Below are 13,269 nucleotides of genomic sequence, written 5' to 3'. Positions count from 1 at the left end.
ATCCTGATGAAATATTCAAAAACAAGTGCCAGGCCGCAGCCCCAAGGCTGGCTGCGCCGGCTGCGAATTCAGCCGTCCAGGACGGCCTGTTGCGCCCGCGTATACCCGATGCGCGGACCCTTCCTTAATCCAGTGGCATTAAGTAATATCGAAACGTACCCGATGACCTGCGGATGGTCAGGCACGACGCCACGCTCCCTTCCCCTGCGCAGCAGTCCCGGCACCTTGGTCACCATGCAGCCACCCATGAAATTAGCGCAGTCAATGCTCGCGCAGTTGCAACCGGCCGGCACCAGGGAACGGGCCGCCCGATGAGCCAGTTCCGCTTCTCCGACCAGCGCGAAGCCAAACCCCGCCGCGACCCTGCTGTGTCGCGCCGCCGTGCCTTGCTCGCCATTCCGGCGCTCGGCGTGCTGGTGCTGATCCTGCTTTGGGCCGTGATCTTCGCGCGCCTGTCGGTTGAGAAAGAAGCCACGAATCGTGAGGCGATGGCCTCTGCCGCGATTCTCTCCGCGGCGCTGGAGCAGCACACGGTCAAGGCGATTCACCAGGTCGACCAGATCACCCGCTTCGTCAAATACGAGTTCGAAAAAACGCCGAATCATTTTGATCTCGCCAGCACGGTGGAAAAAGGCGTGGTGCAAAGTGAGACGCTGGTGCAGGTGTCGCTGATCGACGAGCACGGCACGCTGATCGCCAACACGGCCGAACCCAATCCCAAACGCATCGATCTGTCGGACCGCGAACACTTCAAGGTCCACGAACACGAAAACGACGACCAGTTGTATATCAGCAAGCCGGTGCTCGGCCGCGTATCCCGCCACTGGACCTTGCAGATGACGCGGCGTCTGAATCATCCCGACGGCTCGTTCGCGGGCGTCGTGGTGGTCTCCGAAGATCCGAGCTATTTCACCAGCGACTTCTACAACAACGCGGCCATTGGCCGCGAAGGCGTGATCGCGGTGATCTCGGACAACGGCACGGTGTTGGCGCGCCGCACCGGTAGCGTCGACACCGCCAGCGGCTCATTCTCGGCGAGCGGCTCGTACCCGACCTCGGAGCATGTGTCAGGCACCTACGTCGATTCCATCGACAACATCACGCGTATCGTCTCGTACCGGCATATCGACGGCTATCCGCTCGGCGTGCTGGTGGGCCTGTCGCAAGCCGAGGAATTCACCGATTACAACCACACGCGCAACGTCTACCTCCTGATGGCGGGCTTCATCTCGCTCGCGATGCTGAGCTTCTTCGCAGTGGCCACCGGTTTGATCGGCAAGCTGCTCGGGCGCGAGCGCGAGATGACGCATCTGGTCGAGTACGATCTGCTGACCGGTTTGCGCAATCGCTATGCGACGCTGCAAACATTGCGGCACGACGTGGCGCAGCATTCCAATCTCGGGCGCCTCGCGATTCTCTTCATCGACCTGGACAACTTCAAGACCGTCAACGACACGCTAGGCCACAACGCCGGCGACATCGTGCTGCAAATGACGGCCTCGCGCCTCGCCACCGCGGTCGGCGACGGTGGCGCCTTGAGCCGCATCGGCGGTGACGAGTTTGTCGTGGTGATCAAGGGCGACGACGTCGAGAAGCGCGCCGTCACACTCGCCGAAGCGGCAGCCGAAGCGTTCGCCAAACCTTTCGAAGTGCGCGGCAGTTCGTTCGTGCTGCACGCGAGCATCGGCATCGCGCTCTACTCGGTCGCCAACGAGAGCGAGATCGACCTGCTGAAAAAAGCCGACCTCGCGATGTACAGCGCGAAGGACGCGGGCAAGAACTGCTACCAGTTCTATTCGCCGCAGTTGTCGCACCGCGCGGACCATTTGATGAAGTGGGAACAGCAGTTGCGCGTCGCGCTCACCGAAGGCCAGTTGTTCCTCGCCTATCAGCCGAAGATCGATCTGACGCGCCGCTGTATCACCGGTTTCGAAGCGCTGGTGCGCTGGAACCATCCGCAACACGGTTTGATTCCGGCCAACGAATTCATTCCGGTCGCCGAATCGACCGGGTTGATCGTGCCCATCGGCGACTTCGTGATCGAGACCGCGTGCCGTCAACTGGCGTTGTGGCAGCAACAGGGTTACGACACGCTCTCGCTCGCGGTGAACATCTCCGCGGTGCAGTTCTGGCGCGGCGATCTGTACGAAACCATCTCGCACGCGATCGAGGAAAGCGGCATCTCCGCGCGCCGCCTCGAACTCGAAATCACCGAGACGGCGATGATGGAATATCCCGAACTCGTGTCGGAGAAAATCTTCGCGTTGAAGCGCCTCGGCGTGCGCATCGCGCTCGACGACTTCGGCACAGGCTATTCGTCGCTGTCCTACCTGAACCGCTTCTCGGTCGACACGCTGAAGGTGGACCGTTCGTTCGTCCAGGCGATTCCCGGTGACCGTAGTGTCTGCGTGATGGTCACCGCGATCGTCAATCTGGCGCGTTCGCTCGGACTCACGGTGGTGGTCGAAGGCACGGAGACCGAAGAGCAGATTGCGTGGCTCGCCGCGCTCGGCCATATCGAGGCGCAGGGTTTCCTGTTCTCGCGTCCGGTGCCGGTCGAAGCGATTCCGGCGCTGCTCGAACGCTTCGGCGTATGCGGCATGAAGGGTCACCGCGCTGTGCATGATGTCGACAGCATCCGCAGCGTGTCCAGCACCAGCACGAGCACCAATAGCTGAATGCGGCCCGGCGGTGGCGGGCCTGTCACGCACAAGCGCACCGCATGCAGCCTATAAGCGTAGGTGCGGCACCTCCCGCGCTTATCCAACCGCTGCATCGCAAAACCGGCTACATTCACGCTGTACTGCGTCACAGCGCGATGCTGTCTGCTGGCCGCGCCAATACACACAAAACGATGATCTCAGAGGGCGGGCCGCCCGCGTGCGGGGGCCCGCGTCGCCATGCAGTCGATCACGAGCCAGAATGCCGCCAGGCGAGGAAAACGGGAACCGCTATGGACGCTGTTCCGGGTCGTGTTCGGCCTGTCGGCGCTGTCGTGGGGCGGTCTCGCGCTGATGGCGCAACTCGAAAACCATTACGTGGAACGTGAGGGTCGGCTCTCGCGCGTGGCCTTTTCCGATCTGATCGCGCTCGCCTGGATGGTGCCTGGGCCGGTGGGCTGCAATGTCGCCGTGCAACTGGGGCATGCGCTGCGGGGACGCGCCGGCGCCTGGGTGGCGGGCGTCGCAAGCGTGCTGCCCTTTTTCGTGCTGATGACGCTATTCGCGATCTTCTATCGCACGCCGCTCGTGCACGCCGCCGCTTCCCAAACCTTGCTCAATCACTTCAGCGTGGTGCTGGCCACGCTGATCGCGATCACCTGGTACAAACAGACGCGCGCGCTGGTGCGCGGCAAACTCGAATGGATCGCGGCGGGGATCGGTTGCGTGGCGCTCTTCTATGCACGCAGTCCCGCGGCCTATGTGGTGATGCTCGGCGCAGCCTTCGGCACCGGTTGGCTGGTCAGCCCGGTTCGCAATTCTCGCATCGTGGTGTCGATCGGTCGAGGCGACTGGCACATGCTGGCCGCATTGAGCGTGTTGCTGGTGTTGTTCGCCCTGCCGTTGCCGCATCGCTATGAACTGGCACTGCTATGGCCGCGGCTGGCCGGTGCGGGCATGACCTTGTTCGGTGGCGGCTTCTCGGCGTTGCCGGTACTTAAGACATTGTTCGTCACGCCGGCGATCGGCGTGTCGGATAACGACTTCACCTTGGCGTTTTCGCTCTCCCCGTTGTCGCCCGGACCGCTGTTGAATGTGGTGCCGTTCTTCGGATATCTGGTGGATGGCTGGGTGGGCGCGCTGATTGCTACGCTCGCGCTTTTTGTGCCATCGGGCTGCCTCGTCGTGCTGGCGCAACGGCATCTGCATCAGTTGAAGGCCAATCCGCGTTTCGAGCACGGCATGCGGATCTTGCGCGCGGTCACCACCGCGTTTCTGGCGGTGGCCGTGCTGCGCATCGCAGTGCATGTGCCGTTCCAACCCGTGTATCTGGTGACGGCGCTGTTCTCCGGCATGTGCTTCGCAAAGCTCAAGGTGCCGGTGTATGTGGTGTACGGGACCGTGGCGGTCGTGTTTGGGTTGTGGCTTGCCTACGGCGCCATGCAGTAGGCGGGCGCGTCAGAACCCGCGCGACAACACCGCCACACCGATCGTCACCACACCCAGCACGATGTTCACCAGCACGAGACGCCGGATCGTACCGACCGCCTGCGCGCCATCCGGCCACTTCTGCGCCTGCACCGCACGGCGAATGCGCGGGAACACGGCAAAACGAATGTGCCCGAAGATCAGCATCATCACGATGCCGAGGCCAGCCATGGCATGCAACGGCCACGTGGCGTGACCACCGCCGAATTGCATCAGCAGGAAGCCGCCAGTGAGGAGAATCACCAGCACGGCTGCGGCGACCCAGTTGAAGAAGCGGCCGAACACCGATTCCCACAAAGGCAAGCGCAGTTGCGGCGAAAGATCGGCAATGGCCGGGCGCAGACAGAAATGCGCGAACACCATCCCACCCACCCACACGGCGACTGCGAGCAGATGCAAAAAGAGTGCGAGTTCGACAGCCTTGTTCATTTTGTTTTCCTCTCCCGATGACGCCACACCGCTTATGACGAGTGATATTGGTAGCGGCTATTGAGCGCATTCGACCGCGCGCTATGCGTGCAGTTCCATGTACTGGCAGCGTCTTAACACTCTTTGTAGTTGTTATTGCAGCGCGTCCGATACCGCGACGGTGCTGCACCCCGGATTTTTGCTACGCTCGGCGTGTGCTTCAAGGTGCGCGTTGTTGCTGTTTGCGCTTTAAAGCACACGCCTCGTTGATGCCTGGCTCTACCTACTTCTATCCACCACCTGCTAACTACTAGCTACGATTACGCAGCGAGTACCGGACGCATACCGTCGAGCTTCATCTTGCTCTCAGGCGCGCGCCCCTTGCGCGCCCGCTTGCCGATATGCGGCGTGAGCGTGGCGCCGCTCAGCTTCTCTTCGTCGACACGGCCACCGCGACGCGTGCCGATCAGCACCACGCCCGCCTTGTTGATGGACAGCGCCTGCACCAGCGTTTCGTTGTCGTCGAGCGCCATCAGCGTAACACCGCGTCCGCCACCCGAGAGCGTCTTCATTTCGTCGAGGCCGAACACCAGCAGGCGTCCACCCGAAGACAGACACGCGATGTGCGTCGCATCCGGCAACATCGGCATCGGCGCGAGCGGCGCGGCACCCGCGTCGATCGTCATGAACGACTTGCCCGCCTTCACGCGGCTCACCATGTCGCCGACCTTGGCGACAAAGCCGAAGCCGTTGCTCGACGCAAGCAGCAATGCCTGATCCGCGGACGCCGCGTAGTAATGCATCAGGTGGCTGCCCGACTCGAGTTCGATCAGCGACGTGACCGGCACGCCATCGCCCCGCCCGCCCGGCAGCATCGCAACCGCCACCGAGTAGACGCGGCCATTGCTGCCCCACGCAACCAGCGTATCCGGCGTGCGGCACTGGAACGCCGCGTAGAGTCCGTCGCCGGCCTTGAACGTAAAGCCGGCCACATCCAGGCCGTGGCCCTTCAGCGCGCGGACCCAGCCCTTCTGCGACACCACCACCGTCACCGGCTCGTCGACCACGCGCGCTTCGAACGTCGCGCGCTTTTCCTGCTGGATCAGCGTGCGGCGCTCGTCGCCGTATTGCTTCGCGTCGCCTTCGATTTCCTTGATGAGCAAACGCTTCATCGCGGATTCACTGCCGAGCAGTTCTTCTAGCTTGGCCTTCTCGTCGCGCAGTTCGGACAGTTCCTTCTCGATCTTGATCTTCTCGAGACGTGCCAACTGACGCAGGCGGATTTCGAGAATGTCTTCGGTCTGGCGGTCCGACAAGCCGAATGCGGCCATCAACGCGGCCTTCGGCTCATCCGATTCGCGGATGATGCGGATGACTTCGTCGATATTCAAAAAGACGATCATCCGGCCTTCGAGAATATGAATCCGGTCGTCGACCTTGCTCAAACGATGACGCGTGCGGCGCGTGACCGTCGCGAAACGGAACGCGATCCACTCGTGGATGATTTCGCTCAAGCCCTTCTGACGCGGCCGGCCATCGCCGCCCACCATCACCATATTGAGCGACGCGTTCGACTCGAGGCTCGTATGCGCGAGCAGCGAATTGACGAATTCGGTTTGATCGATGCGGCTCGACTTCGGCTCGAACACGAGACGCACCGGCGAGTCCCGGCCCGACTCGTCGCGCACGGCGTCGAGCAGCGCGAGCATGGTCTGCTTGGTCTGCAACTGTTCGGGCGTGAGCGCCTTCTTGCCGAGTTTGATCTTCGGGTTGGTCTGCTCTTCGATTTCTTCGAGCACCTTCTGCGCAGCCGTGTTCGGCGGCAGTTCGGTGATCACGAGTTGCCACTGGCCGCGCGCGAGCTCCTCGATCTTCCAGCGGGCGCGCACCTTCAGGCTGCCGCGGCCACTTTCGTAGGCCGCGGAAATCTCCGCGTCGCTCGAAATGATCTGGCCGCCGCCCGGGAAGTCCGGCCCGGCGATGTGTTGCATCAACTCGGCGTGCTCGATCTTCGGATTACGGATCATCGCCACCGCAGCCGCTGCGACTTCGCGCAGATTGTGCGACGGGATTTCCGTGGCGAGACCCACCGCAATGCCGGATGCGCCGTTCAGCAACACGAACGGCAAGCGCGCGGGCAACAGCCTCGGCTCTTCGAATTCGCCGTCGTAGTTCTTCATGAAGTCGACCGTGCCCTGGTCGATCTCGTCGAGCAGCAGCTTCGCGATCGGCGTCAGGCGCGCTTCCGTGTAGCGCATGGCCGCTGCGCCGTCGCCGTCGCGCGAACCGAAGTTGCCCTGGCCGTCGATCAGCGGGTAGCGCATCGAAAAGTCTTGCGCGAGACGCACCAGTGCGTCGTACGCCGACTGGTCGCCGTGCGGGTGGTACTTACCCAGCACGTCGCCGACCACGCGCGCCGACTTGACGGGCTTCGCGTTGTCGCCGAGGCCCATGTCGTTCATGGCGAACAGGATGCGGCGCTGCACCGGCTTCTGGCCGTCGCATACGTCAGGCAGCGCGCGCCCCTTGACCACGCTCACCGCGTAGTCGAGGTACTGGCGTTCCGCGTAGTTGCCGAGCGTCAGGAAGTCGCCTTCCGGGGGCGGCGGCTCGGTGAAAAGGTCGAGAGTGTTATCGTCGTCCATCTAGATTCCGTATCCGTGTTTGGCGTGAAGTTTTGTGCGAAGGCAGAGCGTTGTTAAGAACGCTCGCTCAGATATCCGCTTCTACTTCGTTGCCCTTTTCTTCCAGCCAACTGCGCCGCGACGCCGCTTCGCCCTTGCCCATCAGCATCGTCATACGCGCGACCGTCGCGTCATAGTCGAGTTCGCCGAGTGCCACCGGCGTCAGGCGCCGCGTGTCGGGGTTCATCGTGGTATCCCACAACTGCTCCGCGCTCATTTCGCCCAAGCCTTTGAAGCGGCTGATGGACCATTGCGTGTCGCGTACGCCGTCTTTGCGCAACTTGTCGAGGATCGCTTCGAGCTCGCCTTCGTCGAGTGCATAGAGCTTCTGCGCCGGCTTCTTGCCGCGCGCGGGGGCATCGACCCGGAACAGCGGCGGACGCGCCACGCACACATGCCCGCGTTCGATCAGTTGCGGGAAATGCTTGAAGAACAGCGTGAGCAGCAACACCTGGATGTGCGAACCGTCAACGTCAGCGTCCGACAAGATGCAGATCTTGCCGTAACGCAGATTCGACAGATCGACCTTGTCGTCCGGGCTATGCGGATCGACGCCGATCGCCACCGAAATGTCGTGCACTTCGTTGTTGGCGAACAGGCGGTCGCGCTCGGTTTCCCACGTGTTCAGCACCTTGCCGCGCAGCGGCAGGATCGCCTGGTATTCCTTGTCGCGGCCCATCTTCGCCGAGCCACCCGCCGAGTCACCCTCCACGAGGAACAGTTCGTTGCGGCCGATTTCCGTCGATTCGCAATCGGTCAGCTTGCCCGGCAGCACGGCCACGCCAGAGCTCTTGCGCTTCTCGACCTTCTGGCCGGCACGCGTACGCGCCTGGGCCTGTTTGATGACGAGGTCCGCGAGCTTCTTGCCGAGCTCGACGTGCTGGTTCAGCCACAGCTCCAAAGCCGGCCGCGAGAACGACGACACCAGCTTCACCGCATCACGGCTATTCAGGCGCTCCTTGATCTGCCCTTGGAATTGCGGATCGAGCACCTTTGCCGACAGCACGAACGACACGCGCGCAAACACGTCTTCCGCCAGCAGCTTCACGCCCTTCGGCTGCAGGTTATGCAACTCGACAAAGCTCTTCACCGCCTGGAACAGACCGTCACGCAAACCGGATTCGTGCGTGCCGCCCGCAGGCGTCGGAATCAGATTGACGTACGACTCGCGCATCAGCGTGCCTTCTTCGCTCCACGCGACGACCCACGCCGCGCCCTCACCTTCGGCAAACGTCTCTTCGCTCGCACGCGAGTTTTCGACATAGCGCTCGCCTTCGAACAGCGGGATCAGCAGATCGCTGCCGTTCATGCCTTCGAGCAGATAGCCGCGCAGACCGTCTTCGTATTTCCAGGTTTGCGTCTCGCCGGTCTTCTCGTTGATGAGCGTAACTTCGACGCCCGGCAACAGCACCGCTTTCGAGCGCAGTAGACGCTGCAATTCGCCGAGCGGCAGGTTCGGCGAATCGAAGTACTTCGGATTGGCCCATGCGGTAACGCGCGTGCCGGACTTCTTGTCTGCCTTTGTTGCAGGTCGCACTTCGAGTTGCTTCGCAACGTCGCCATTGGCAAAGCCCAATTCGGCGATTTTGCCGTCGCGCCACACGGTGACGTCGAGGCGGGTGGACAGCGCGTTGGTGACCGACACGCCGACGCCGTGCAGGCCGCCCGAGAACGTGTAGGCGCCGCCGGCGGCTTTATCGAACTTGCCGCCCGCGTGCAGGCGCGTGAAAACGATTTCGACGACCGGCACGCCTTCTTCCGGATGCAGGCCGAACGGAATGCCACGGCCGTCGTCTTCGACCGAGACCGAATGGTCCGTATGCAGCGTGACCGTGATTTGCCGGCCGTGGCCGCCAAGGGCCTCGTCCGACGCGTTGTCGATAACTTCCTGAATGATGTGCAGCGGATTTTCGGTGCGGGTGTACATCCCGGGCCGTTGCTTGACCGGCTCCAGGCCCTTCAACACCTTGATCGACGCTTCGCTATACGCGGCGTTTGGCTTTTTCGTAGACATGGTTGACTCGGGTGCGTCGGTTCATCGTTGTCCACAGGTCCTGTGGACAGGTCCGTGGACAATGCGTTGAGTTTTCAAAAAAAGCGAAACGAAACAACGGGGTTAGGTGGGGTGCCCGCAGTGCGGGCAACGTGTTTTATCGCCTGGCTTCCCATGGGCGCGCTCGACGGCGGCTCGATGCGGGCTCCACAGCCCGGCAACGGCCAGCCGGTGCGAACGCCGGGGGAAGCCTGTTCGCGGGGTATTTTACTGATTTCGATACGGGCGGCAATTCACGTGGTGCTGGATTGGCCGTTTGGATAAGGGGCGACGCACGGCTTCGGCCAACTATGCGACCGCGATGAGACCACTACGGGACCGTGAAAATTACGATGGGCCCGCTGCGCAGCCACGCCCCCCGCATGAATTCGGCGCAACCTCGGATCACGCCGTCCCCGCACATCACTTCCGCTTGTTTTCCAGCTCGTCCCAGCGTTCCAGTGCAATCAGCAGTTCCTCGTCGATCGCGGCGTAGCGCTCGGTCAGGCGCGTGCCTTCCTGAGCGTCTTTCGCGAAGACCGAACCGTCTTCGAGTTGGGCGCCGATGGTTTTCTGCTCCGCTTCCAGCGCAGCGATCTGCGCCGGCAGCGCTTCAAGCTCGCGCTGTTCCTTGAACGACATCTTCGCGGCGCGCTGCGTATTACGGCCAGCCGGCACGCCAGCGTCCTTCGACGCCACTTCCTTCGCTGCCTCTTTCTGCGCTTCCTGCGCCATCTGCTGCGAGCGGTCGCGCTGAATCTGCCAGTCGGTAAAGCCACCGACGTACTCGCGCCACTTGCCGCCGCCTTCCGACGCGATCACCGAGGTCGCGACGTTATCGAGAAACGCGCGATCGTGGCTGACCAGCAGCACGGTGCCGTCGTATTCGGTGAGCAGTTCTTCGAGCAGTTCGAGCGTCGGGATGTCGAGGTCGTTGGTCGGTTCGTCGAGCACCAGCACGTTGGCCGGCCGCGCGAACAGACGCGCCAGCAGCAGGCGATTGCGCTCGCCGCCCGACAGCGACTTGACCGGCGACCGCGCGCGTTCCGGCGCGAACAGGAAGTCACCGAGATAGCTCATCACGTGCTTCTTCTGGCCGTTGACTTCGACCCACTCGCTACCCGGGCTGATCGTATCGGCCAGGCTCTTGTCCAGATCGAGCTGCGCGCGCATCTGGTCGAAGTACGCAACCTGCAGATTGGTGCCGATGCGCACCGTGCCTTCGTCCGGCGGCAACTCGCCGAGGATCATCTTCAGCAACGTGGTCTTGCCCGCACCGTTCGGACCGACGAAGCCGATCTTGTCGCCGCGCATGACCGTGGCCGTGAAGGTATCGACCACCGTACGCGAACCGTAGCGTTTGGTGACGTCGGTCAGTTCGGCAACGATCTTGCCGGACTTCTCACCTTGGCCCACGTCGAGCTTGACGTTGCCCTGCACGTTGCGGCGCTCGGCGCGTTCATTGCGCATCTGCACAAGCCGCGCGATCCGGCCGACGCTGCGCGTACGGCGCGCTTCCACGCCCTTGCGAATCCACACTTCTTCCTGGGCAAGCAGCTTGTCGAACTTGGCCGCTTCCACTTGCTCGACTTCAAGCTGCTGCGCCTTCCTGGTCTGATAGGCGCTGAAATTGCCCAGATACGACAGCAGACGCCCGCGATCCAGTTCGACGATGCGCGTGGCGACACGATCGAGAAACGCGCGATCGTGGGTAATGAAGAGCAAGCCAGCACGCAGCGAGACCAGCAGTTCCTCGAGCCAGCGGATACCGTCGAAGTCCAAGTGGTTGGTCGGCTCATCGAGTAGCAGCACGTCCGGCTGCACAACCAGCGCGCGCGCCAGCGCGACGCGCTTTTGCATCCCGCCCGACAGCGAACCGACTCGCGCCTCGCCATTCAGACCGATCTGCTGCAGCGTGGTGGCCACGCGCGTGCTCCAGTTCCAGGCGTCCGAATGGTCAAGCGCCGACTGCAGCGTGTTCATGCGCGACATCAGCGCGTCGTGCTCCGGGCCTTCCGGCTCGTCGGCGAGCTGATTGGCGACCGCGTCGTATTGATCCAGCAACTCGCGGGCGTGGGTCAGACCGGCGGCGACCGCTTCGAACACCGTGTCGTCCGTATCGAACTCCGGCTCTTGCGGCACGTAGACCGACGTCAGGCCCTGTTGGCGCGTGACGAGGCCGTCGTCCGGCTTGGTCAGATCGGCGACGATTTTCAGCAGCGACGACTTGCCCGCGCCGTTACGGCCGATCAGCCCAACGCGCTCGCCCGCTTCGAGAGAGAAATCCGCGTGATCGAGCAACGCGACGTGACCGAACGCCAGTTGGGCCCCGGTAATGGTGTAAAGCGACATGGAGAATTGGAGAAGACAGCGATGAGTCGGAACTGCTCATTGTACCGGGCGCGCGGGCAGGTGCCTGTATGCCGGAAGAGATAGGCCGAATGACCGGCTTGCAAAATGGGGAGGAACCGTACGCAAGCCCGATGCAGACCGGATCCGACTGCGTTCAAGCCCTGCGCAAGCCAGGAGATAAAACAGAAAAATACGGCCGGACGGCGCTCGCGCTCGTCCAACCGCCTCACCTGTCACGTTACTTCACGTGCACCGTGATGGTTTTGCTCATCTCCGGCCCATACGAACGATGCGCGCCGTCGCCGAATTGCAGCGTCAGCGTATGGTCGCCCGGCGGCAGCGTCAGATCGGTTTCGGTCTGGCCTTTGCCGAAGTGGAGCGATTTGTCGGTGGCGGGAATCACTTCGCCCTTGGGAAGCGGCTTGCCGTCGATCAGCAGATGATGATGGCCCGTGCCTTCCGTCATCGTGCCGGCTGGCGCGATCTTCATGCCGTCGACACCGAACACCACGTGCACCGGATTGGTGACGGTCGCGCCGTCCGCCGGCTGCACGAAAGACACGCCTGCGGCCTGCGCCGCGCCCGATATCGCGAGCAACCCGGCCAGTACAGTTCCGGCCAACCATTTGTTTTTGAACATCGTTTTTCTCCTTTTTGGGAAACAAGAGTCATGCGCGGGCCACGCAGGCGTCGATCGTGGCGCGAGTCGCCTGAGGCCGATCGTCGCAATGCATGCCAGGCGCCCGGCGCGCCTGTCCAAACGACTAGCTGCGGATCAAAGCATACACGCTGTGTATGACGGGTCCGTCACGCGGGCCCGGACACGTCTCAAGCGCTTTGCGGCGATGCCGCATGGGTAAATATCTGTCCAATTGACAAATTCCGGTAATATTGCGAGTCGCCGCCATGCCCAAAAAAGGGGCAGACTGGGCGGATCAATGCACCGAACCAAAGAAGAGTACGTCGTGAGCGAAGTAATTGAACTGATTGAATATAAGAGCTGGGTCTGCCTGATTTGCGGCTGGATCTACAACGAAGAAGAAGGCCTTCCTGAAGAAGGCATCGCCCCGGGTACGCGCTTCGCCGCGATTCCGGACGACTGGCGCTGCCCACTGTGCGATGTAGGCAAGGCGGAGTTTGCGGTGGTGGAATTCTGAGTGAGCTCGATTGAGCCGGAGGTGCGCTGCTTGATGTAGTGCGCCGGGAGGTTCGCGCGGCCCAGTGGGTGATGCCCGCTGGGCCGTTTGCTTTGTGGGACGGGCTTTGCACCCCTCCTCGCGGCCAGGCGTGTTTGATATCCTCCGCGCTCGCTGGCGAATTTGGACTCGCCTGGTCCCTGCCCGGATTGTTCGTCGGCGGGATTGCAGCGATTATTTTGGTTCGGCCCTCTGCCCGTAGTTCAGGGGTGGAATGACAGGCGCAACGCCCGTCAGATAGGGATTGCTACCATTGCCGTAGCAAAATCTGTGGCACGCGAAACTTCCCCTCCTAGCCCATTGCGCTGACTATCGCGCAGTCCCTGCTCGCGCGTTCATCCGACGACAATCGGCCACACGTCGCCATTCGCCCGTACCGCCCGCCGGACGTTCAGAGGTTTGCTCCACTCTGCAAGCAGGCGTCGGACTTCAGAAGGCGAGGGTTGCGC

General features: G+C 62.5%; 9 protein-coding genes. 4 read left to right on the top strand and 5 right to left on the bottom strand.

Annotation, left to right across the window (positions count from 1 at the left end; genetic code table 11):
* Window positions 1-311 precede the first annotated feature (311 nt).
* Window positions 312-2,678 (top strand): bifunctional diguanylate cyclase/phosphodiesterase, encoded by a 2,367-nt coding sequence (locus P3T25_RS17490; RefSeq protein ID WP_429358520.1) that lies wholly within the window; start codon window positions 312-314, stop codon window positions 2,676-2,678.
* Between the two features lie 222 nt (window positions 2,679-2,900).
* Window positions 2,901-4,109, top strand: a complete 1,209-nt coding sequence (locus tag P3T25_RS17485) for a chromate transporter (protein WP_154558983.1) — start codon at window positions 2,901-2,903, stop codon at window positions 4,107-4,109.
* A gap of 9 nt (window positions 4,110-4,118) precedes the next feature.
* Here P3T25_RS17485 and P3T25_RS17480 read toward each other — a convergent pair whose 3' ends face one another.
* From P3T25_RS17480 to P3T25_RS17470, 3 genes are all read right to left on the bottom strand, one after another.
* Entirely contained in the window at window positions 4,119-4,577 is a 459-nt protein-coding gene (locus tag P3T25_RS17480; protein WP_028196844.1) for a CopD family protein, read from the bottom strand.
* Between the two features lie 299 nt (window positions 4,578-4,876).
* Entirely contained in the window at window positions 4,877-7,201 is a 2,325-nt protein-coding gene (parC, locus tag P3T25_RS17475) for a DNA topoisomerase IV subunit A (protein ID WP_429358519.1), read from the bottom strand.
* A 67-nt stretch (window positions 7,202-7,268) separates the two neighbouring features.
* Complete coding sequence (locus tag P3T25_RS17470) at window positions 7,269-9,254, bottom strand: DNA topoisomerase IV subunit B (protein WP_154558981.1); 1,986 nt, start codon at window positions 9,252-9,254, stop codon at window positions 7,269-7,271.
* 54 nt (window positions 9,255-9,308) lie between these two features.
* Here P3T25_RS17470 and P3T25_RS17465 point away from each other — a divergent pair, with 54 nt between their 5' ends.
* Window positions 9,309-9,557 carry a hypothetical protein gene (locus tag P3T25_RS17465; RefSeq protein ID WP_154558980.1) on the top strand — a complete coding sequence of 83 codons (249 nt, stop codon included), beginning with the start codon at window positions 9,309-9,311 and terminating at the stop codon, window positions 9,555-9,557.
* A 138-nt stretch (window positions 9,558-9,695) separates the two neighbouring features.
* Here P3T25_RS17465 and P3T25_RS17460 read toward each other — a convergent pair whose 3' ends face one another.
* Both P3T25_RS17460 and P3T25_RS17455 read right to left on the bottom strand, forming a co-directional pair.
* Window positions 9,696-11,624, bottom strand: coding sequence for an ATP-binding cassette domain-containing protein (locus tag P3T25_RS17460; protein ID WP_429358518.1), 1,929 nt, complete (start codon window positions 11,622-11,624; stop codon window positions 9,696-9,698).
* A gap of 238 nt (window positions 11,625-11,862) precedes the next feature.
* Window positions 11,863-12,264 (bottom strand): DUF4399 domain-containing protein, encoded by a 402-nt coding sequence (locus P3T25_RS17455; protein ID WP_266257440.1) that lies wholly within the window; start codon window positions 12,262-12,264, stop codon window positions 11,863-11,865.
* A gap of 325 nt (window positions 12,265-12,589) precedes the next feature.
* Here P3T25_RS17455 and P3T25_RS17450 point away from each other — a divergent pair, with 325 nt between their 5' ends.
* Window positions 12,590-12,781, top strand: coding sequence for a rubredoxin (locus P3T25_RS17450; RefSeq protein ID WP_097391768.1), 192 nt, complete (start codon window positions 12,590-12,592; stop codon window positions 12,779-12,781).
* Window positions 12,782-13,269 lie beyond the last annotated feature (488 nt).

Source organism: Paraburkholderia sp. GAS32, assembly GCF_050434225.1.
Taxonomy (GTDB): domain Bacteria; phylum Pseudomonadota; class Gammaproteobacteria; order Burkholderiales; family Burkholderiaceae; genus Paraburkholderia; species Paraburkholderia madseniana.
The sequence above is the reverse complement of the archived record's forward strand: the minus strand, read 5'-3'. Positions and strand labels throughout refer to the sequence as shown.

Bases quoted from the DNA above. Each gene is read 5' to 3' on its own strand.
- P3T25_RS17490 (WP_429358520.1), top strand. From the start codon at position 312: ATGAGCCAGTTCCGCTTCTCCGACCAGCGCGAAGCCAAACCCCGCCGC.
- parC (WP_429358519.1), bottom strand. From the start codon at position 7,201: ATGGACGACGATAACACTCTCGACCTTTTCACCGAGCCGCCGCCCCCG.
- P3T25_RS17470 (WP_154558981.1), bottom strand. From the start codon at position 9,254: ATGTCTACGAAAAAGCCAAACGCCGCGTATAGCGAAGCGTCGATCAAG.
- P3T25_RS17460 (WP_429358518.1), bottom strand. From the start codon at position 11,624: ATGTCGCTTTACACCATTACCGGGGCCCAACTGGCGTTCGGTCACGTC.
- P3T25_RS17455 (WP_266257440.1), bottom strand. From the start codon at position 12,264: ATGTTCAAAAACAAATGGTTGGCCGGAACTGTACTGGCCGGGTTGCTC.
- P3T25_RS17485 (WP_154558983.1), top strand. From the start codon at position 2,901: ATGCAGTCGATCACGAGCCAGAATGCCGCCAGGCGAGGAAAACGGGAA.
- P3T25_RS17480 (WP_028196844.1), bottom strand. From the start codon at position 4,577: ATGAACAAGGCTGTCGAACTCGCACTCTTTTTGCATCTGCTCGCAGTC.